The sequence below is a fragment of the Mammaliicoccus sp. B-M6 genome (genome assembly GCF_022386965.1).
In the GTDB taxonomy this organism is placed as follows: domain Bacteria; phylum Bacillota; class Bacilli; order Staphylococcales; family Staphylococcaceae; genus Mammaliicoccus; species Mammaliicoccus sciuri_A.
Map to the genome: position 1 here is coordinate 1 of NZ_JAJNHJ010000035.1, position 22,378 is coordinate 22,378.

Sequence of the window (22,378 nt, forward strand, 5' to 3'; positions counted from 1 at the left end):
CACCTCTACAATTTTTTCTTAGTCGATTACATTGTACTAAAGTGAGCTATATATGGCTCTTTTTTTATTACACAATTATATGGACATATTCTTGTTAGGGACAGAATTCCGAGAAATGTCCGTAAGTGAGAGCCTTTCTAATTACCAGAATTCGGAATAATGGAAGTTACAGCGTTCTAACTACCACAATTCGAAATAATGGAAGTTACAACGTTCTAATTACCAGAATTCAGAATAATGATAGTAAGCGGTCTCTAATTACCACAATTCTGAATTGTGATAATTAGCACCCCATCATCCAAATCTACAATCGAAAAAACACCTCATTTCCACTTGAAAATGAGGTGTTTTATTTTACCTTAGAATTTCAACCACTCTTCGTATGATTCGAATAAATCATCGAAGACGCTCATTGGTTGTGTGAACATGGCTTCTGTTTCTAAGTAATCTGAAAGTGTGTGGTAATCGTTTGTGAATTTAGGAAATGATAAGTCTTGGAAGATTAAATCTGCCAACTTACCTACTTCGCTTTTTTCACTTCGCTTTGTTAGTGCGTATTGATAGAAAGAATATTGTTTCATTTATTTCATTTTCACATCAATAGCCTTAGTTTCACCTTTAACTAGACTTTCTAATTTTTCGATATTAATTTCTTCAGCGTCATCTGTGTTTGTAATAATCACAGGACTGATTACTGATTTTACTTTTGATTCGATTGTTTCAATGTCGAATTTTAATAACTCATCGCCTTGTTTAACTGTATCACCAGTATTAACAAGTGCTTCAAAGCCTTCTCCACCTAATTGAACAGTTTCTAAACCTACGTGTACCAATACTTCTAATCCGTTAGCTGCTTTAATACCTACAGCGTGATTTGAAGGTTTGAATACATTCACAACTTCTCCATCAAATGGTGCTACTACTACACCTTCTGTTGGTTTAATGCCGAATCCTTCACCCATCATCTTTTGAGCAAATACTGGATCTGGAATATCTTCAATTGCTACATATTCACCTGAAATTGGTGCAAATACTTCAACATTTGTATCTTTTGATTTGTTACCGCCAAATAATTTTTTAAACATTACAATCGACTCCTCTAATTTTTAAAATGATTTACTAATTCTCCATACCCTAAATCTTCTAATTTATCATATGGAATAAATTGTACAGCAGCTGAATTAATACAATATCTTAAGCCACCAGATTCTTTAGGACCGTCATTAAAGACATGACCTAAATGACTATCTGAATCTTCAGAGCGTACTTCAGTTCTGATCATACCATGTGTTTTATCAACAAGTTCGATAATTTCTTCATCATCTAACGCTTTTGAAAAACTTGGCCAACCACAATCAGATTCAAATTTTTCTTCTGAAGTGAATAATGGCTTACCAGATAATTTATCTACATAAATACCTTTTTCAAAGTGATTCCAATATTCATTTTGAAAAGGTGGTTCTGTACCATTTTGTTGTGTTACGAGATATTCCATTTCATTTAATTCATCTTTACTTTTTTTAAGCATTTTAACGCCCCCAATACTTTTCTATAAATGCTTTACGTCCAGAACCTTGTTGATACCCTTGATAATGTGCAGGATTCTTCAAGTAATAATCTTGATGGTATTCTTCCGCAGGGTAAAAGTTCTTGTACGGTTTAACTGGCGTAATGACTGGTTTATCAAAAATATTTTGTTCATTTAATTGATTGATTTTGTTATGTGCTATTTCTTCTTGTTCTTTGTCGTGATAGAAAATAACAGGTTCATAACTTTCGCCTCTATCAAAGAACTGACCTTTGTTATCTGTTGGATCAAAAGTCTTAAAGTATATATCTAAAATAGCTTCAAAGTCTGTTTCATCTTCATTGTATTCAATTTGAACTGCTTCAACATGACCAGTTTGATTTGTACAAACTTCCTCATAAGTTGGATTTTCAACATGACCACCACTATATCCGGAAGTCACTTCAATAATACCAGGGAATTCATTGAAAGGTTTAACTAAACACCAAAAACATCCCCCAGCTAACGTTGCATATGCCATAGTTGTACCTCCTTTAATGATGTTAAGTTACTTTAACTTAATATCAAAGTACCATTTTTTGTCTAAAATATCTAATGTTTGAATTTGTATAGACTCAACATTATCAATATCCAACTGATCTAAAGATAAATTGAATGATTCATCTTTAGGATTTACATGAATATATGGTGGAAGTTCACTATATTTTTTGATTTGAGATAAAATAAATGGATTTGAAATATTTAATTTACCAATATCTATCGATTGAATTTTGAAATAGATTATATCGTTATTTAATTTTTTAGGTTTCGTTTGAAGTGTAATATCAATATCTTTACCTAAAATTTTAGTACGCGTATCAAATGACAATGATTTCTTAGTGATGCGTGATTGAATATCATAATCTTTCATAGAAGCATTCATTAACGATTCTAATTGTGCATTATCAAAAGAAATGGTGAAATCTTTCTTAGTTTGTTCTGTGTTTATGGTTGGATGGTTTGTATCGTCTGAAATTTGAGACCATACATAAGCTAGAGCACCAAGTATTAGAATAATTAATATAATAAAAGCGTAAAACCAAGCTCTATGATTCATCCAATGTTTATTTTCCATAGAAGAACACGCCAATAGCACCTTCACCAGTATGTGTTGAAACGACTGGTGTCGTCACTGCAGTATCAAACAAGTGGAAATTTTTCTTTTCTTTAATTGTATTCATCAATTTCGTCATCAATTGTTCTGCATTCGCATCTGCAATACCAATTTTAATAAGTTCTTTATTCTCTAAGAAGACATCTAATTCTTTCATTAAATATTTAACAATTGCATTTTGTGTTCTTGCGTTATGCATCATTTCGATTTTTCCGTTAATCAATTCGCCAATTGGTTTAATATTCATCAATGAACCGAGTAAGCCTTTCGCTTTACCGATTCTACCACCTTTAATTAAGTTGTCGATATTACCAATGACCACAAATAGTCTTAAATTATTTTTAATCACTTCAATTTCTTCGACGATTTCTTCAACAGTTTTACCAGCGTTAATCATCTTCACGACTTCTTCAATTTGGAATCCATATGCTAATGAAATGAATTGACTATCCACAACAGTAACTTTACTTTCTGTCATTTGTGCTGCCTGTTGAGCTGCACTAAATGTACCTGATAACTCAGAAGTCATGTGAATACTAATAATTTCAGAACCATCTGCTCCTAATGCGTCATATGTTTCAACAATTTTACCAATTGGTGGCTGACTTGTTTTAGGTAGTTCTTTAGCATCTTTCATTTTTTCTAGAAATTCAGTTGAGCTAATATCCTCTTGGTCTACGTACGTAACACCATCGATTAGTATATTTAGGGGTACGACAGTAATGTTATTTTCTTCTAAAAAGTCTGCTGATAAATCTGTCGTCGAATCAACAACTATTTTAATTTTTGACATAATGATTCTCCTTTAATGATTGAACAGTATTACTAATTTTTCCTTGTACAAATTGACTTACTTCTTGCATGGTCTTATCTTCAAAAATAGAAGGCTCAATTGGGTCTAGAATGTGTACATAAACATCACCAGGGACCATTTTTTTAGAATCTTGAGCTTCCATGATTTTAGATGTCCCATAAATCGCAATAGGTACAATTTTAACTTTAGCTGATTTAGCTAATTTAAAAGAACCTGCTTTAAATTCTTGCATTTCTCCGCCTTTACTTCTACTACCTTCAGGAAAAATTAATAAAGAATGTTGTTCTTTTAATTTGTTAATACCATCTTTTATCATTTGTAAACTTGCGCGTCTATTTGAACGATCTAAATATATACAATTCATTTCTTCCATCCATGGACTTAAAAACGGAATTTTTTGAACTTCTGTCTTTGAAATAAATCCAAATGGTTGTGGTAAATGAGTAATTAATACAGGAATATCAAAATTACCTTCATGATTTGAAATGTATAATACAGGCTCATCAAATGGTTCTGTATTGCCAGACAAGTGTGTTGTAACACCAGCTGAATCTAGAATGCGTGAAGCCCATCTTTTTGCATATAAAAAGATCATTTCATCTTGTTTGCGGACATCATTAATCAATGACTTCTTATGTTTAACTTTGTTTAATTGTGAAGACACAAGTGCTGCATAACCTATAATATAACCGATTGTTTTCGTCGTTCTTAACATACTATTTTTTCCTTTCCAAATGCATATAAGTGTGTGGTAAAGTGTTTTTTTCATCGAGTTCGCCAGATTCAGATGAAAGAACCGTCCAATCTTTGAAGTCGTATGGAGGGAAAAAGGCATCACCTTGAAACTTATCTTCTATTACTGTTACATACATATCGTCAACGCGGTCCATCATTTGTTCATAAAGTCCTTGACCACCAAAGATAAAGATATGTCCATCAAGTTGATCGATTTCATCTAAAGAATGAATCACATCGACACCTTCGTGTTCAAAAGATGGATTTGTCGTTAATACAACATTACGTCTATTCGGTAATGGCTTACCTAAAGAATCAAATGTTTTTCTTCCCATCACGATCGTATTTCCAGTCGTCAATGCTTTAACTCTTTTTAAGTCATTTGGTAAATGCCATGGCATTTTGTTGTCTAAGCCAATTACGCGATTTTGATCATGACAAACTATAATTGATTTCATTTAAATTACTCCTTTTTAAACTGCAATAGGTGCTTTAATACTTGGATGTGATTCATAACCGTCAATTTCTAAATCTTCGTATTCAATATCAAACAATGATTTATCTGTGTTGATATTAAGTTTAGGTGCATCGTAAGAATCTCTTGAAAGTTGTTCATTTATTGCGTCTATATGGTTTTTATAAATATGCGCGTCACCAAACGTATGGACAAACTCGCCTACTTCTAAACCACATTCTTTCGCAATTAAATGAGTTAATAAGCTATAACTCGCAATATTAAAAGGTACACCTAAGAAAATATCTGCACTTCGTTGATATAATTGACAGCTTAATTTTCCGTCTTTCACATAAAATTGGAATAATGTATGACATGGTGGTAATGCCATCGTATCTATTTCAGTTGGGTTCCAAGCAGAAATAATATGGCGTCTTGAATTAGGATTTTGTTTAATGTTTTCAATTAAAGTCTTAAGTTGGTCAAATCGTTTACCATCTTGATCTTTCCAATCTCTCCATTGTTTACCATAAACATTGCCTAAGTCACCGTATTTTATCATAAAATCATCATCATTCAGAATCTTATCTTTGAATATCGCAAGTTGCGCTTTATATTGTTCATTAAATTCATCATCTACTAAAGAACGGCGACCAAAGTCCGTCATATCAGGACCATCATAGTCATTACTTTCAACCCATTTCTTGAAAGCCCACTCGTTCCAAATGTTATTCTTATATTGTAATAAATATCTTATATTTGTATCGCCTTTAATAAACCATAAAAGCTCAGTTGCAATTAATTTAAAAGAAACCTTTTTAGTTGTTAATAACGGAAAACCTTCAGATAAATCAAATCTCATTTGGTGACCAAATATAGAAATCGTACCCGTACCCGTTCTATCGTCCTTATTCTCGCCTTCTTCTAATACCCTTTTACATAAATCGTGATACGCTTTATCAAAATTATTCATTTGAGCACCTCTTTTTCATATTCTCCTGTTACTATATTAACGAAAATAACGGTAATTTACTACTGATATAATATAGAAAATTTCACGATTATTAGGTATAATGGATATAAATTAATAAAGTGCTAACAAAATGAAGGAGGCTATTTCAATGAATGAAATTTTTGCTACTTTAGGGTTCTTCTTATTATTATGCTATATGATTAGTATGTGCATTACAGAATAGTATCAATAAGGGGTAATATACAAAAACTGGGACAATCTTTTGTCCCAGTTTTTGTATTTTTAAATGATTACGTCCATCACTCAAATTTATAACCTCGATTTATTCTCAGTCCATAATGTGTTTTAGTGCTTTTCCTTATACATTGTATTGTATTAAACTTTTTGAAAATCTCGCTTTTATAATGTGCTTTTACGATTAAATATTTGAACCCCGATACACTTTTGATTTCTGAAGGTATTTCAATATTTCGTGAAAGTTCCCCCATTCTATCGTCTTCATCAAGTGTTTGTTCAAACATATGATCTAAATATAAGATATCTACCAATTCTGAATGTTGTTCGACCCAATTGTGATAATCATCATTTATATAATGGATTCGTCTTAATTCGTCTTCCGTTAAATAGCGTTTCATGCCTTCAGAAATGACATAATGGATAAGTGGATTTTGTTCTATTGCATATATATTTGCTTGCTGATAATGCTTTAATATTAAATACGTATCTCGTCCAAATCCCATTGTGCCATCTATGAAATTAAATGTTGTAAAGTCTGATGTTATTTCATCTAACATTTCAATTAGTACTGGCATCTTATGTTGTTTCATTATATGCAATTTAACTTTGACAGTATCTAAGTGAAAATATATCGGTGTATCTGGTGTGAAATAGAGTTTAGGTCCACTACTTTCAAATACAATTAATGGTGTCGTTTCTCGTTGAAATAATTGATTAATCGTTAATTTTCTTCGTTTAATGATTTGAACATTCTGAATGGATGCTAATTTAGATAACACAGAAAATGCATCCTCTACTTGTTTGTAGAGAGATGCATTTGTCTTAACGGCAGTTGTGATACGAATATTAGTCACAGTATTCATCAAAAGCGTCTTTAATATCCAAACAGATTTCTTGGATATCTCTTCCTTCAATATGTTCACGTGGCATAAAGTACTTAAGCTCGTTACCTTTAAATAATGCCATTGATGGGCTTGATGGTACTTGTGCGATATATTCTCTCATTGTTTCAGTTGCTTCTTTATCTTGTCCAGCAAATACTGTAGCGATTCTAGAAGGTTTTTTATCATTTTGTTGAGCTACTGTAACAGCTGCAGGACGTGCTAAACCAGCTGCACATCCACATACAGAGTTTACAACGATAAATGTTGTTTCATTCGGTTGTGCGTTCTCCATATATTCTTTAACTGATTCTGCTGATTCTAAACTTTCAAAGCCTTGTCCAGTTAATTCACTTCTCATTGGTTGAGCGAGTTCTTTCATGTATTGTTCATATGCATTCATATTTTATCCCTCTTTCTTTCTATTAGCCATTTGTTTCCAAACAGAACCTAATGCTTCTTCACCATTTTCGATTCTTTCAATTGCCATTTGTACTTGCAATTTAACATCGAACGCTGGATCGTCTTGTCTTTTCTTCAATGCTTCTAAAGCAGTTTCATCACCTTCATCAAATATAAACATAGCTGCACGCCATCTTACAATTTTCTGAGGGTCTTCTAATGCTTCAATCATTACTGGTAATGCTTCTTTAAATCCTAAATCACTTAAACAGTCACCAGCTGTTCTTCTAACAGAAACAACTTTATCTTTCATACCTTTGTATAAATAAGGTAATGTTTCTTTTGATTCAATCATACCTAATAGTACGATTGCCATTCTGCGTACTTGAGGCTTTTCATCATTTAACGCGACATCTAATAATGGATAATCGTCTTCTGTTGGTGTTGGAAAGTCATTTAACATTCTTAATTTTACTTTCCAATCCTCTTCTTGTTCAAACGTTTCTTTATCAACATGTACAAATTGCTTTTCAGGAATGGTAATGTCACTTGTTAAAGCTTCTTCAACTAAAGCCTCTAATTTCTCTTTAGGGTACAAAGCTAATATTTCTTCTTGAACGGTTGCTAATACTTCCTCTACTTCGCCGTAACGTACACCTAAATCTTCCCATTTTCTTAAAAAGACAACATTATCTGAGTCTTTTGTCGCTTTTAGCATACTATCAATATAAATTTCAGGAAGTTGTTTTCGTTTTTCTTCTTCTTGAGTTGTTAATTTAATTTGATAAGGTATACCTTTAAATTTTAAGACTTCAGCTTTTACTTCACCGAAATGTTCGTTTACTTTTTTTTCAGCAAAGTCCCCTTCTTGATCTGAACCAGAGATGGCTGCTGTAACGTCTTTAAGTAAAGTATCCCAGTTTTCTTTTGGACGCTTATCTACAGCGATAAAGTCCATAACATGGAATACAGATTTAATACCATCTAATTGAAGAATACGGTTAATGAATTCTGGATTATGATCATTCACTTCAGTATAAGTATTTGAAGACCTATCTTCTTTCTTAAATGATAAAACGATTTTCATCGTATTTGGGCTTGGTGTCGGTTCAACTCTAACAATTTCCATAATATCCTCCTTATTGCAACTTGTTACCTAATTGTTTAATGCGTATACCGATAGAACATTCCGATATACAATACTGATGTGCTTGGTGTTTACCTTTAGTTTCCCTATAATGTGTCTTTAATAAACACCCTTTACAGTATGTTTCCATCAATTGATCTATTTGTTTAATTGCTTGTTTCTCTTCTTGAGCTAAAATGAGTGTCACTCCCTTACTAGACCGTTATTATAACATTCATCATACAAATTGTTTACGATAAAGCTTATTGATTTTTATAACTTTGAGCCGTATAATAGATAAGTTCGATTATCGCGGTTTCTAAACACCCGCTATATCAAAATTTAGGAGGAACAAAGTTATGTATAATGAATTAATAGGTATTGGAACTTTCTTCGTTACGTTTATATTGATGCTCGTTCTATACCGATTTTTTGGGAAAACTGGCCTGTTCGTTTGGGTTGCTATAGGTACTATTATAGCAAATATACAGGTTATTAAAACAGTAGAACTCTTTTCAGTTAGTGCAACACTTGGAAATGTTATGTTCGCATCAATATATCTTGCAACAGATATATTAAACGATATCTATGGTAGAAAACAAGCACGAAAAGCAGTTTGGCTTGGATTTTCTTCAGTAATCGTCATGGTTATATTATTACAGTGCTCATTAGCGTTTATTCCTGCACAGGAAGATATCTCTCAAGAAGCGCTAGAAACAATCTTTAATATTGTACCAAGAATTGCACTTGGATCCATCATTGCATATATCATTGGTCAACATTTAGATGTATTACTATTTACATTAATTAAGAAGAAATTCTCTTCAGATAGAACATTCTATATAAGAGCTTACGGAAGTACAGTTGTCAGTTCAATAGTCGATACAGCGATCTTTGTATTGATTGCGTTCTATGGTAACTTACCGAACAATGTTGTATTTGAAATATTCTTTACGACATACTTCTTAAAACTCATCACAACTTTATCTAACGTACCGTTTGGTTACATTGCTAAATCAATGTACAGAAATGGTAAAATTAGCGAATAATTTCATACAAATCCAATAAAAATCCTACCTACTCCATTTCAATGGAAAAGGTAGGATTTTCTTATTGATGGAATACCTTCAAATACTCTACATAACTTGTTAAATAATGTTCGATATCATCTATCTCTACACGATAACCTTCATGTTTAATATAGAATGCCTCTAATATGCGCTCTGGATTTTGGAAATACATTGCAACTTCAGGATAAAAATAACCTGTTCTCATATAATCTGCTCTTCTATGAATCGTATCAACCAATAAATCAACGTCAATATATTGTTTAATCAACTCAGATTGGTCATGTTGTTTCGCACTTTCTACTATATTATATGTAGCCATTAACATGCCTAGTAATAATGGATCTGTAGATTGACGATTTTGTACATTCTTCAAATGTTCTCCTAAATTTTGAAAAGCAAATTGATAATATTTTTCTTCTGGTTCTATTTGAATCAATACTTATGTACTATAACTTAACCAGTAGTCATGGTGTTTCCAATATGATTTTTGAATAAATTTTTCATAAAGTAATTTGGCAGTATTCAACCATTCTTCATTTTGATCCAGTTGATATAATTTTAATAACGCTAAAGCTGCTTGACCTTCATAATAAATGACTCTAAATGAATCTTTAACTGATAAATCTGGATAATTCAACACATGAGTTGTTTCTCCGTTCTCATCAATCATATTTAATAAGCCTTTCGCAACATTTTGAGCTACTTTTAAATACTTCTTATTAGAGCGACCGTATTGTATATAACCACATACAGCTAGTATAAATGCAGCGTTCTGACCTAATTTAATCTCATTAATATAGTGTGTGTCATCAAATACATAAGTTGCACCGTCATGTTTATATAAATAATGATTGATAATGTAATCTATCGGTTTCTTAGCTATACTTACATTCTTCTTCAAATAAGATAATGATTTAATAAATGCATATGTTGTCGAACTATGACATAAATTGTTATAAGTATTGATATTGATATCAAAGTGTGGAAAATAGCCATAATGATACTTACCATTATCTTGTATAAGATTCATCAAATAATCTGTATTCGTATGAATCATACGATTAATTTCAACTGGAAGATTATCTATTGGTCTTAACCCTTTCTTGTAACCTTCTTGTTCTAAATTTATAACCTGTTCTTCTTCAATAAAGAAACTCTTTGTATAGAATCTCTGAACTACTTTGCCATCATAATCTTTGTGTAAATACAAATTATAATTCTTCTTATACTTTCTTAAATAATGATTGATATTTTTCTCAGAAAGTATGAATATCCCTTTCTCGTTTGTAGGTCTAATAAAAGCATTGCTGTTTATTTCTTCTGGTAAAAATGCTGGATGCCAATTGGAATCTAATGCAAAACCATACTCAACATGATTTCTAGTTGTATGAACTAAGTTTTCTTTTAAATCTTCAAATGGGATGTCTTCAACAGATGTTACAATATCAATTTTAATCCATTTAGCCGCTTTACCACTCTTCTTACGATATGTTTCGATAAATTTAATCATTTGATTACTGTTCGATAATTTAAAGCTTTTAACAACGGCTTTAACTTTAGGATGGCCTATACTTATAAATAACCTTTCACAATCAGAATGGTCATTTATAATTTGTTTAATTTGCTGTTTAGCATTCACGTTCTTTCATTCCTTTCAATTTCAATATATGTATATAAATCTTTTTTAATCTGAATTCAAATATGTATAGACAAAAATGAAAATAATCATTTTATTTTATTGTTCTTCTTCTTCTTTTTTACGACGACCGAATAAGAATAATGAGCCAAGTCCTGCGAATAAGCTTCCGAATAAAGTAGCATTTTCAGCAGGTGTTTCACCAGTGTCTGGTAATACTTTTGCTTGTTCTTTGCTATCTTTATTCATCATGTTATCTTTAGAACTTTCCATACCATTAGTGCTTTGTTGTTGTTCAGTTTGTGCCATATGTCCAGCATGATCAGCAGCTTTGCTATCCATACCATTCATATTGCTAGAACCAGCATCTGTGTTATCAGAAGCTTTTTCAACTACAACACCAACAGTTACAGTTTGTTTAGAACCATCAGGGTAAGTAACAGTTACTGGAATATCAACTTTAGTACCAGGTGTTACATTCTTAGGTGGAACAACTGTAATGTCACCAGTGTTAGGATCTACAGTTACAGTCCATCCAATTGGAACTTTGTCTGAAGGTACTTCAAACTTCGTACCAGGTGGTAACTCTTTATCACCAGTTTGTGGGATATGAGTTGATGTACCAGGTTTAACTGGAGTTGGACCTTGATCTTTAGAACCATATCCAGGTGTATTGTCATCAGCTTGAGTCTTACCAGCTGGTTTGTCAGCAGGTTTTTCGACTACAACTTTAACAGGAACGATTTCAGTAGAACCGTCTGGGTAAGTAATTTCAACCGGAAAATCATAAGTATGATTAGTTTTCGCATCAGCCGAAGGTGTAATAGTTATATTACCCTTATCATCAAATGAAAATGTCCAACCATCCGGAATAATAACATTTTTTGGAATTTTGAATGTCGTATTATCTGGTAATGGTTTGTTTTCAGGTGTAGTAATAGGTAATTCAGTAGCAGTACCTGGACTTGTTTCTTTATATTCTTCTCCGTAATTCGGATCATTTGCTTTGGCATCCGTGTTACCAATCAATAAGAAACGTTGGTTACTACCGAGATCAAGATCTTTAATTGATAAACCGTTATTACTTTCAAGCGTTGATTTTCCTTCGTTTACAGTAGTAGAACCTGATTTTGTGTGTTTACCAGCTACAACTGATGAGAAATTTGAGATGTTTTCCCAAATATGCGAAACATTACTATCAATATCTGAATCGTACATACCTTTTCCACTAAACTGGCGAGCATCCCAAGTTCTTACCTCATGATTACCAGACCATTTAAGCACATTGTCTTTAGTAAGATCTCCATATATAAGTGTCACATTACCAGTAGGTTGGAAGTATGTTCCTGCGTCACCACCTGAAACAATGCCAGTACGTTGCAAGTTGAAGTATTTCACTGTACCTTCAATGAAGATACCTCTTTCACCATTTCCGCCACCAACATTACCAAATCCAATTAATTCAGAATGATAATCTGGATTATCTGATTTAATATCAAAAGTTGAATTCTCTTTAAGAATTACTGCTGATTTTGTTGCACCAGATACAGGTAAAGTCATAACAGGGTTGTTACCACCTTTTTTACCTTTATCATCAATCTGATGGTTTCTAGCATCAACTTTAAATACAGCATTTTCATGTACATTAAATGTAGAGTTAGAGTTCAAACCAATAAGGTTATTTTTTCTAGCATCTCCATTTAGTTTATTTTCAGATACAGCATTGAACACGGCATCTCTTTCTATATTGACAACTGAACCACCGTGCATGTTTATAATGTTACCATTACCTTTTTGCTTGATATTGATAGTAGTTCTTTGTCCGGTATTTAACATACCATATTCTCCGTCACTACCTAATCCTTGGCCAACACCATAACTAAAAATATCTTGTCCAGTTAAATTAATCGTACTATCGTTACCTAAAACAATACGGACCCCATCTCCTTCAGTTGAGAAGATTGTATGTGCATTATATTCATCAAATGGATTTTCTGATGAAGTATTTAAAGTAACTGTTGAATGATGACCAAATGAAAGGTTACCGTTGAGGTATTTTCTTGCATTAGTTGTGTTATTGTTACTTCCGTAAACTTTAAAGATTTTACCTTTAGTACTCATATCCATGTTGATAGTACTATTTTCAGATGATCTAATAACATTTGCACCTATAGTAATGTTTTTGTCTTTACCACTTTCACCATTGTTATGACTTGTGAATGATTCTAGTAAGTTAACTTCTAATTTATCGTCATTAATTAATGTTCCACCAGTATGTGTAATGTTTCTTAAATTAAGCACATGATCGTGTGAACCATTTTTGAACTCGAAAATACCATTGTTTTCCCGCCAGCTGCATTGTTTGTTCTACTAGCTGTTCTGATTTCACCATTATTAAATGTGAAATTCCAAGCTGGTTGGTTATTACCATTTGCAGGTACTTCAATGAAGTTATCTTTAGCATCGAATACGTGACCATTTAAGTTAACAGTTATCGCTCTTGGATTGTTACTTAATGTAATGTGATTATATTTCGCACCTGCTGGTCCTCTTGTAGAAGCAGGCATTGAGATATCTTGAGTGAAATTGATTGTTCCAACATTTTTGTCTTCAAGTGCTCTAAAGTACTCAACCCAGTTACTTACATTACGTGTTTGAAGCTCTGCTGCTCTAAACACACTTCCATAACTTTCACCTGATCTTGGTGCTTGTCTTGAAGGTTGTTCTAATGTTGTTGCTTCGACTTTGTCTTTGTTTTGATCATTAACAATGTCTTCAAGTGATTTAGATGACACGCTGCTTGTATCTACATCAGAAATTGTATTTGTAACTGTTGCTTCTACTGTCGGTGTATCTACTGCAGGTGTTTCTTCAACACTTGCTGGTTGTACTGCATCTACAGTATTAACTGCTGGTTCTGCAGTTTCTGTTGCTGCTTCAGTAGTAGTTTCTTCTTTAGCTACTTCTGTTGATTCAGCTTTTGGTTGTTCTGCTTTTTCAGCAGTTTCAACTTTAGCAGCTTCTGGTGCTACTGTATCAACTTTTGTTGCTTCTTCTGTTGATGCTTCTTCTGTAGTTGATTTATCTTCTGTAGTTGATTCTTCGTTAGTTGTTGTATCTTGTGTTGTTTCATCAACTGCAGGTGCTTCGGTAGTTGCTTCTTCTTGTGGTTGTTCTGCTGGTGTTTCCGCTGTACCGATTTCTTTAGTTTCTTCTACATTTGATGATTCTTCGATTGCAGATGCTTCTTCAACTGGATCTGTTGATTTGCCTTCTGCTTTTTCTTCTTGTGCATGTTTTTGAATTACATTTTCAGATGCAAATGCATCGTGAGTTGGTAAGCCTAAGAATATAAGCGTACCGATTAGTATCGAACACGTTCCTACCGTGTACTTACGGATACTAAACTTCTGTAATTTCCGTTGCTTATCCATTAGCAAGCCCCTTTACTATAAAATTTCATAAAAGGCAACTTTACTTATGGCTGAGTTTCCCCCGTTACTATTTTGTCTCTATCTCATTAGTAATGTGTTCAGTATATATTCTATTAATGAATCTCAGATATATGAGTGAAGTGCACACTATTAATATGTGAATGGTCGTGCGAAACTAACTCTCCTTCCGTTAAGATTATCCACACATAAGATATGAACAAAATTATATTTCGTTCTGAATTAGTATATCACTTTTAATGTCAATTTCAAATACTATTTATCCATAACTCTATAATTTATATATACTATTTTTACAACTTGTAATATTATGTACAATTTTGATGAAGAATTATTAAGTCTGAATTAAAGATATTATGACCATTTATTGAAGTCTGTTTATCGTTCGTGTAAATTAGATGAGAAGGTAAATAATTTGAAAGAGTTGATTGAAATGCCGCAAATATATTTTGACGCCTCTTCTAAAGGCAATCCTGGAGAGAGTTGTTGTGCATGCGTCATTATTACGGATGATGCGAGACATCATTTTACTTCATATATAGGTGAAATGGATAATCATTGTGCTGAATGGGAAGCGTTAATCTTCTCTATACAACATGCGATTGAATTAGAAGTTGGTAATGCGTTGATTTATACAGATTCGAAATTAATTGCAGATAGTATTGATAAAGATTTTGTCAAAAATCCTACGTTCAAACCCTATTTCGAGCTATTTAAAGAATTAGAACGTCAATTTGATTTAATATTTGTAAAGTGGATTCCACGAGCTCAAAATAAAGAAGCCAATCAATTGGCACAAACTGCCTTAAGAAAACAATTAAAGCATAAATAAAAAGCATATCACGACGGCGCGTGATATGCTTTTTGCGTTTAATTATAAGAAGTTCGTAGTTAAATATTTACTTGATACGAATAATTCATGTTCATTACAGATTTCGATAGATTGTTCGATTTCATGATGATATGTCATTTGATTCAGTAAATCTTCTGTTTCTAATGGTACATCTGTATGAATTTGAGCAAGTTGTTTCGACATTGCTAAGTCATCTCGATACGTGATGATTTTCTTTTGTTGTCCTGCTGTTAATTCGTTAATGTTTTCAAGAACATTTTCAACAGATTGATATTGTTGTATCAATTTAATCGCTGTTTTCTCACCGATACCTTTAACACCTGGATAACCATCAGCTGTGTCACCCATAAATGCTTTAACATCTACTAATTGATGTGGCTCTAAACCATATTCTTCTCTAAACTTATGAATATCATATTTATTGTAAATATTGAATCCTTTTTTCGTCAGCCATATATCAACATCTGTATTTATACATTGTAATAAGTCTCGGTCACCACTCACGACATATGTTTCATGCCCTTTTTCTTGAGCGCGTTTACTAATTGTCCCAATGACATCATCCGCTTCATAATTCGTAATACCTAAATTGAGTAGTCCTAATTTCTCAGCGATTTCTTTCGCTCGGTCAAATTGTGGAATCATTTCTTCAGGTGGTGCAACCCTATTTGATTTATATGCTTCAAACATATCATTTCTGAAAGTCTTAGATCCCATATCCCAACATACGGCAACATGTGTCGGTTTAATATCATTGATTACTGTATAAGAATGTCTAATAAATCCTTGTACAGCATTCGTAGGAATTCCTTTAGAATCTCTCATAAACTGTTTATGAATGCTTGTTGCATAAAAATGTCTAAATAATAAAGCCATACCATCTATTAATAATATTTTGTTACTCATATTATGCTCCTTTATATCTCTTTTAAGACGTTTTCGATTTTTTCTATGACATCATTATCAATATTTACAGACAAGTAATCTTCAATAAGATGAATCGTCTCTTGATTATATTGATCGATGTACGACTCACCTATTGTATCATAATGTGCCAAATTATTAGTTAACGCTTCATTAAACGTCACGATTGGATGGTCGATAAGCTTCATTGTATCATTTAAAATTGCATTTTGCGTTTCTTTTACTTTAGATGTCTTAATTAAATCTTTCTTACTCACCGAACTGATTGTTTGTTTCGCAATATCTTGAACGTGAATGCTAATCGGTTCTGGATTAATTTCATTTTCAAACTCATGTTTAAACTTAGAGATTAAAATAGAAGCATCATTTAATTCAACAATTGTTGGTGTTAATAAATCATCAAATGTTCTCGCATAAAAATTCTTTAATCTTTCTACGATAAGCGAGCTTTCCAAACTTAATTTCTGATTTAAATCATCTACATAATATTTCGTACTCATTTGAAGAGATTGTTTAAATTGATCCGTAACGGTCGATGTATTGAAATGTTTTTTGACGATATCATTTAATTGTATATTCAATCTGTCTTTCAAGTAATACAGTTGATCGTGAATTTCTTTTTCCAGTTGATGATGTGATTTAATCACAATTTGATTTGTGAAGTTCTGTTTATCTTTATAACTGAGTAAAGTTGATTTTCTCTTTTCAAGTTGTACTTTATCTTGTCTATACGTATGCACCATTTGTTCTAATTCATTCGTCAGTTGTTTAATTCTAGATTCTACTTGTGACTTTAGAACTTGCTTACTTTCAACTTTAACAAAGTGATCTAACGCGTTCATAAGTCGTTTGAACTCGTCATCATGTGATTTCAGTGCTTGTTTACTTGAAACTGGATAACATTCTGGTTTGATGTTCAATGCATCTAATGATGATTCTACGTAAGATATAACAGCTTGTTTATCTTCTTCAGATTCTGCTAAATCAATGGCGTTAATAACAAATTTCAAACCTTGTGATTGTTGTAAATTATTCATATCACGCATATAAGTTAAGAACTCACCGTCTTTATCAGTAAAGGCATGATTATAATAACTCACATAAATAATTAAGTCACTTGATGCAATAATTTGTTCAGTCTCTCTCGTATGTCTTTGGTTATTAGAATTAAGACCTGGTGAATCGATTATAATCTTGTCTTTTAACCATTCTTCTTCAAGTCTTAAATTAATTTTGTGTACAAATGCAGCATGTGTATCATCAGCTGTTAACTTTTCTAATTCTTCTATATCGAATGCGACAGATTTGCCTTCTTTTAAGATATCTTTGTAATGATTAAAGTTCGTCTCGATTGCTTCAAAGAATGCTAAATGATTACTAGATAATGATGCATGTTGTTTAATATCTTTATCGTCAATGAATGATTCAATTGTTGAGTACTGTTTATTGGCGAACTCTGTTATATGATTAATCTCTTCTAATAATTGCTCATAAGTCTTAAATGTCACTTCTTGTTCAGTACCGTAGCTAATTTCAGTAATACTTGCTGTCGTTGGATTCGGTGAACTTAGTAGCACTGGCTTTTGTAAAATAGCATTAATTAAACTACTCTTACCTGCACTAAATGTTCCAAATACAGCAATCTTTGTGATGTTATTCTCTATTCTTTCAACTTGGCTTTCAATGTTATGCACTTCACCTTCAAATAAAGGCAGTTTCTTTAAATGATTGATTTGATCTTTAAGTTGTTGCAAGTTATTTTCTTGATGTTCCGTTTGAACTTCTTTGTATTGTTGTTTCGCTTCTTTCTTATCTTCTAGGTCAAGCTCATTTATATTAATGAAATGTCTATCTATTAATTTATCGATAGATTCATCAAGATGAATATAATAATGTTGATAATTGTTTGTGATAAGTGATGTTTTTAAATTCTTAAATTCAACATATGTTTCATATTCATTCAATTGATTCGTTTCTTCATTAGACTCGTTATGCACTTCACTCGAATTAACGATTTCTTCTATTAATTGATTTGTTTCATTGCGTATTTTTCGATTAATCATTTCTGTAATGCCTTTAGAATAAATTAACACGTAATCATTTGTAATCGATGTTTGCTCTTGTACATGATCACTTAATTCTTCTTTACTAATCGTATATTGCTGGTTGATGATTTTCTCGAATAAGTCCGCATCTTGAATGTATTTGTTCAAGTTCTCTAATGATTTAATCCATACTTTCGTAATTTCATCGTGAATTTTGATGTCTAAAGCTTCTTTCACTTGTTCAAGCGTTTCATCTTGAATCATCGCTTTCTTCTTATCTTTATTAAATAATCCTTTAACTTTATAGTCCTTAGCCGTTGTTTCTAAATATTGACGAATCGTTTCTCGCATTTCATATGGCATCAAATAAGCGTTATCTAAAATTTCTTTGCGCTTTTCTTTTAAATTTGAAGTGAACTGATCTTTATCTTGAATTAATGATTGTTCACTTTGGACGTTGAATTTCTCTTTGTATGCTTGATAATCGTCATCAAATGTTTCTTCAGTAGAATCAATATCAGAAAGAATCGTTTCCATATGTTGATTAATATATTTCAGCTGTTCTTGTTTAATGTAATTCGTCACACGGTCAATAAATACTTGGTGTTCCGTACGTTGTTGATCAAGCTGATGGATATATTGATTAAATAACTGCTTCTCATTGTTCGGCGTATCATATTTAGAAACATAAAATATCTTCTCTAAATTCAGTTTCCAATCTGTAACGGCTTTGTTAACACGATTTTTATATGTATCAAACGAGATTTCATCTTCGTCATGTTTATCGACTTGGTTGACGACCAATATAACCGGAATATCCAGCTTGTTTAACGATTTAATAAAATTAAAATTCATATCCGACTGCACATGATTATAGTCGACTGTATAAAATACATAATTAGATGTCAGCAAATATTGAAAAGCACTTTCTCTATGATTGTCACTCATTGAATCGACACCAGGTGTATCTTGAAAAGTAAAGCCTTTATTGAATTTATCTGATGTAAATTCAATTTCGATAGATTCCACTTCTCTATCTTCAGTGTTAAGCCTTTTAACATCTTCTTGATTATCTACAACTGTATATTGATTGTTGTTTAAATTAACGGAAATGCTGTTTTTATCTGAAGAAATCAGTTGTGCTGTGTTGCTTGTCGTAGGGACAGGAGAACTTGTTAATATATTTTGTCCGATAACTTTATTAATTAATGTAGATTTCCCTGCTGAAAAATGTCCGACAAAACTCACTGTATATTGTTCGTTATATATTTTTTTAATCATTTCATTGATTTGTTTAATTAATGGTTGGTTAGATGACTTTTCAATTTCTTTTTTTAATTTATAAAGTAAATCTAATGATGCTTGATTACGATCCATTTTAATTCCCCTTTATTTTTACACAAATAATTTAAATAGTGTGATTTACATCACATTAATTATTTAATCTCTATTCTATTATAAATAATGAAGAGAATATAAGAAAGGATGAATAAAATGACAGTCCAAAATAATGACCTAAACAAGAAGACTGATGACCACTCTCATGATGATCTGGATTTAAGAGGCACACTGTATTCAGTTTTCACATTGGGAGGCATCTTTGCAGTATTATGGGTAATTTGTTTTATTTTATTTTTAGTAAGAATTTAAGGGGTGAAATCTGTGCATAAATACGAAAAAGTATGGCTAAAAGTCGGCATTAGCTCATTAGTCATTTTCTTAACAATTTTGATGATTACAGGTTTGCATAATGGACACACGCCAGCCGCTTCTGGTAGAGACTATGTTAATCCTGATAAAGTCGATCAAATCGAACCTTTCAACAAACCAGGTTTACACAAAGTTAGCGGCAAAGATTACGACTATGAATTAGTTATTCTTGCTTCAGCTTTCAATTATCAGCCGGGTAAAGTCGAAATTCCTAAAGGTTCAAAAGTAAAAATCATTGCGACAAGTAAAGATACTTTGCATGGATTTAGTTTACCAGGCACAAACGTCAACATGATGTTAGAACCTGGACATATTAGTGAATATTACAAGACATTCAATGAGAAACGCGAATATTTAATCATCTGTAATGAATATTGTGGTATCGGACATGCAGATATGAAGTCGATGATAAAGGTTGTGGATAAAAAATGATAACACGATTAAATAAGAATGATAGCAGACTTGTGATGGCGCATATGTATGTAGCTATTGGTTGTTTAGTCCTTGGTGGATTAGCAGGTTTGTTACAAACATTAGTAAGATCAGGATATTTACAATTACCTAAACAAATTTCTTATTATCAAATCTTAACAGTGCACGGTATCGTATTAGCATTAGTACTGACAACTTTCTTTATCTTAGGCTTTCAATTTTCTGCAGTAGCTAAGACATCTGGACATTTAACGTCTGTACAAAGAAAGTTCGGTTGGGTTGGATTTTGGGTAATGATTATTGGAACGCTCATGGCAGCAACAATGGTTCTATTAAACAAAGCCACTGTTTTATATACTTTTTATGCACCATTAAAAGCACATGCTATTTTCTATATTGGTATGGCGCTTGTTGTTGTAGGTAGCTGGATTTCTACAGTTGGACAAATTTTAAAATATGTAGAATTTAAGAAGAAGAATCCAGGTAAGAAATCTCCCCTACTAAGCTACATGGTAGCTATTAACGGGGTAATGTGGATTGTATGTTCATTAGGTGTTGCTGCGACAGTACTTCTTCAATTAATTCCTTGGTCATTAGGTTTAGTTGAAAGAGTAGACGTAACATTAAGTAGAACATTATTTTGGTATTTTGGTCATGCACTTGTTTATTTCTGGTTGTTACCAGCTTACATGTGTTGGTATGCAATTGTGCCAAAGATTATCGGTGCAAAAGCATTCTCTGACAACTTAGCAAGAATGTCATTTATGCTATTCTTATTCTTCAGTATTCCAGTTGGGATACACCACCAATTAGTTGAACCAGGTATTGATGATACATGGAAATACTTACAAGTTGTATTAACATTTATGGTTGTCATACCTTCAATGATGACAGCATTTAGTCTGTTTGCAACATTTGAAAATTACGGACGTTCTAAAGGCTATAAAGGATTATTCACATGGTTTAAATCTTTACCATGGAATGACGCAAGATTCGTATTACCATTCTTAGGTATGTTAGCCTTTATCCCAGGTGGCGCAGGTGGTTTAGTAAACGCATCTGCACAAATGAACGGATTAATTCATAATACAATTTGGGTAACTGGACACTTCCATTTAACAATCGCTTCAGCAGTCATCATGACATTCTTCGGAATTATGTACTGGTTAATACCTCATTGTACAGGTAGAAAACTAACTAAATTCACAAATAAATTAGCACTTATGCAAGGTTATACTTGGGCAATCGGTATGACAATTATGAGTGGCGCGATGCACTATGTTGGATTAGTAAAAGGTGCACCAAGAAGATCAACATATTCAGAATATGGCGGTGCTAAACAAGCTGCTGAATGGATACCATATCAAGTACTACAAGCAGTTGGGGGAACAATTTTATTTATTTCTATAATATTAGTCGTAATGGTGTTTATACACTTAGCCTTCTTATCACCTAAAGGCGAAGAAGAATATCCAGTATCAGAAGCATTGGACGAAGAACAACCAGTCATTAAATTTGTTGAGAACTGGAGATTCTTAATCATCGTGACAGTATTGCTTATCTTAATCGCATATACAGTCCCTATCGGACAAATGTTCACAGATCCAGCACCAGGAGCCAAAGGATTAGGAGAAGGCAAGCTTTGGTAAAACTAAATTAATATATTTAACTTAGAACCTTCATACAATGATGAATAATAGGAAGACTGGCAACAAATCTTTAGAAGATGCGTTGCCAGTCTTTTTTTGTGGGGTTTGGGGGTGGTGTTTGTAATGAATATCTCTTGGCTAATATGTTGGATAAGTATGGAGGTTAGCTGAGTCTTGGCTTAACGCCATAATTAAGCCAAGAGATTGTCCAAGTCTGATGTGAACCCAAATATTTGACCTAAACAAATCAAATTATTGGGGTGCATTCTTATGAGGAAAAAATATGATTTTAAATTCAAAATAA

23 protein-coding genes are annotated in these 22,378 nt (G+C 32.4%); 4 read left to right on the forward strand and 19 right to left on the reverse strand.

From position 1 onward, the window contains the following. Positions 1-359 precede the first annotated feature (359 nt). The 13 genes from LQ693_RS11240 to LQ693_RS11300 all read right to left on the reverse strand — a co-directional run bounded on the left by LQ693_RS11240 (position 360) and on the right by LQ693_RS11300 (position 8,511). Positions 360-581, reverse strand: coding sequence for a YozE family protein (locus LQ693_RS11240; RefSeq protein ID WP_025906287.1), 222 nt, complete (start codon positions 579-581; stop codon positions 360-362). Next, complete coding sequence (locus tag LQ693_RS11245) at positions 582-1,085, reverse strand: PTS sugar transporter subunit IIA (protein ID WP_025906286.1); 504 nt, start codon at positions 1,083-1,085, stop codon at positions 582-584. Between the two features lie 14 nt (positions 1,086-1,099). Next, the gene (msrB, locus tag LQ693_RS11250; RefSeq protein WP_025906285.1) at positions 1,100-1,528 is read right to left on the reverse strand and encodes a peptide-methionine (R)-S-oxide reductase MsrB; all 429 of its coding nucleotides are present in this window, start codon (positions 1,526-1,528) and stop codon (positions 1,100-1,102) included. Between the two features lies 1 nt (position 1,529). Beyond that, positions 1,530-2,048, reverse strand: coding sequence for a peptide-methionine (S)-S-oxide reductase MsrA (msrA, locus tag LQ693_RS11255; protein ID WP_037560246.1), 519 nt, complete (start codon positions 2,046-2,048; stop codon positions 1,530-1,532). A gap of 27 nt (positions 2,049-2,075) precedes the next feature. Next, positions 2,076-2,642, reverse strand: coding sequence for a DUF2140 family protein (locus LQ693_RS11260; protein ID WP_107596830.1), 567 nt, complete (start codon positions 2,640-2,642; stop codon positions 2,076-2,078). After that, positions 2,632-3,474, reverse strand: a complete 843-nt coding sequence (locus tag LQ693_RS11265) for a DegV family protein (RefSeq protein ID WP_025906282.1) — start codon at positions 3,472-3,474, stop codon at positions 2,632-2,634. The genes LQ693_RS11260 and LQ693_RS11265 overlap by 11 nt, the downstream gene beginning before the upstream one ends. Then, entirely contained in the window at positions 3,461-4,210 is a 750-nt protein-coding gene (locus LQ693_RS11270) for a lysophospholipid acyltransferase family protein (protein ID WP_107565643.1), read from the reverse strand. The genes LQ693_RS11265 and LQ693_RS11270 overlap by 14 nt, the downstream gene beginning before the upstream one ends. A gap of 1 nt (position 4,211) precedes the next feature. Continuing rightward, complete coding sequence (locus LQ693_RS11275) at positions 4,212-4,688, reverse strand: dihydrofolate reductase (protein ID WP_037590516.1); 477 nt, start codon at positions 4,686-4,688, stop codon at positions 4,212-4,214. A 15-nt stretch (positions 4,689-4,703) separates the two neighbouring features. Continuing rightward, positions 4,704-5,657: a thymidylate synthase gene (locus tag LQ693_RS11280; protein ID WP_025906279.1), complete on the reverse strand. Its 954-nt coding sequence runs from the start codon at positions 5,655-5,657 to the stop codon at positions 4,704-4,706. Between the two features lie 299 nt (positions 5,658-5,956). Continuing rightward, entirely contained in the window at positions 5,957-6,757 is an 801-nt protein-coding gene (locus tag LQ693_RS11285) for a class I SAM-dependent methyltransferase (RefSeq protein ID WP_107565642.1), read from the reverse strand. After that, on the reverse strand, positions 6,741-7,178 hold the full coding sequence (locus LQ693_RS11290) for a BrxA/BrxB family bacilliredoxin (RefSeq protein ID WP_025906276.1): 438 nt from the start codon (positions 7,176-7,178) through the stop codon (positions 6,741-6,743). The genes LQ693_RS11285 and LQ693_RS11290 overlap by 17 nt, the downstream gene beginning before the upstream one ends. Before the next feature lie 3 nt (positions 7,179-7,181). Continuing rightward, positions 7,182-8,306, reverse strand: a complete 1,125-nt coding sequence (locus LQ693_RS11295; protein WP_107565641.1) for a virulence factor — start codon at positions 8,304-8,306, stop codon at positions 7,182-7,184. A 10-nt stretch (positions 8,307-8,316) separates the two neighbouring features. Further along, entirely contained in the window at positions 8,317-8,511 is a 195-nt protein-coding gene (locus LQ693_RS11300) for a zinc-finger domain-containing protein (protein ID WP_049318859.1), read from the reverse strand. A gap of 151 nt (positions 8,512-8,662) precedes the next feature. On the opposite strand from LQ693_RS11300, the gene LQ693_RS11305 reads away from it, so the two are divergent. After that, positions 8,663-9,352, forward strand: coding sequence for a queuosine precursor transporter (locus LQ693_RS11305; protein WP_103361151.1), 690 nt, complete (start codon positions 8,663-8,665; stop codon positions 9,350-9,352). 61 nt (positions 9,353-9,413) lie between these two features. Here LQ693_RS11305 and LQ693_RS13770 read toward each other — a convergent pair whose 3' ends face one another. The 4 genes from LQ693_RS13770 to LQ693_RS11325 form a co-directional block, all read right to left on the reverse strand. Beyond that, complete coding sequence (locus LQ693_RS13770; protein WP_345772686.1) at positions 9,414-9,809, reverse strand: hypothetical protein; 396 nt, start codon at positions 9,807-9,809, stop codon at positions 9,414-9,416. Positions 9,810-9,812: 3 nt separating this feature from the next. Next, complete coding sequence (locus LQ693_RS11310; RefSeq protein ID WP_345772685.1) at positions 9,813-11,012, reverse strand: poly(glycerol-phosphate) alpha-glucosyltransferase; 1,200 nt, start codon at positions 11,010-11,012, stop codon at positions 9,813-9,815. A gap of 96 nt (positions 11,013-11,108) precedes the next feature. After that, a complete protein-coding gene (locus LQ693_RS13775) occupies positions 11,109-13,310 on the reverse strand; it encodes a YPDG domain-containing protein (protein ID WP_182461801.1) in 2,202 nt (733 codons plus the stop codon). Further along, entirely contained in the window at positions 13,298-14,443 is a 1,146-nt protein-coding gene (locus LQ693_RS11325) for a pectate lyase-like adhesive domain-containing protein (RefSeq protein WP_107572878.1), read from the reverse strand. Before LQ693_RS11325 ends, LQ693_RS13775 begins: the two co-directional genes overlap by 13 nt. Positions 14,444-14,894: 451 nt before the next feature. On the opposite strand from LQ693_RS11325, the gene LQ693_RS11330 reads away from it, so the two are divergent. After that, a complete protein-coding gene (locus LQ693_RS11330; protein WP_119594001.1) occupies positions 14,895-15,293 on the forward strand; it encodes a ribonuclease HI family protein in 399 nt (132 codons plus the stop codon). Positions 15,294-15,335: 42 nt separating this feature from the next. Here the strand turns inward: LQ693_RS11330 and LQ693_RS11335 are convergent, their stop codons facing one another. Continuing rightward, a complete protein-coding gene (locus LQ693_RS11335; RefSeq protein ID WP_103361645.1) occupies positions 15,336-16,220 on the reverse strand; it encodes a 5'-3' exonuclease in 885 nt (294 codons plus the stop codon). An 11-nt stretch (positions 16,221-16,231) separates the two neighbouring features. Next, positions 16,232-19,660 (reverse strand): dynamin family protein, encoded by a 3,429-nt coding sequence (locus LQ693_RS11340; protein ID WP_239743688.1) that lies wholly within the window; start codon positions 19,658-19,660, stop codon positions 16,232-16,234. A 285-nt stretch (positions 19,661-19,945) separates the two neighbouring features. On the opposite strand from LQ693_RS11340, the gene LQ693_RS11345 reads away from it, so the two are divergent. Then, the gene (locus LQ693_RS11345) at positions 19,946-20,425 is read left to right on the forward strand and encodes a cupredoxin domain-containing protein (RefSeq protein WP_103361643.1); all 480 of its coding nucleotides are present in this window, start codon (positions 19,946-19,948) and stop codon (positions 20,423-20,425) included. Further along, a complete protein-coding gene (locus tag LQ693_RS11350; RefSeq protein WP_103361642.1) occupies positions 20,422-22,074 on the forward strand; it encodes a b(o/a)3-type cytochrome-c oxidase subunit 1 in 1,653 nt (550 codons plus the stop codon). The genes LQ693_RS11345 and LQ693_RS11350 overlap by 4 nt, the downstream gene beginning before the upstream one ends. Positions 22,075-22,378 lie beyond the last annotated feature (304 nt).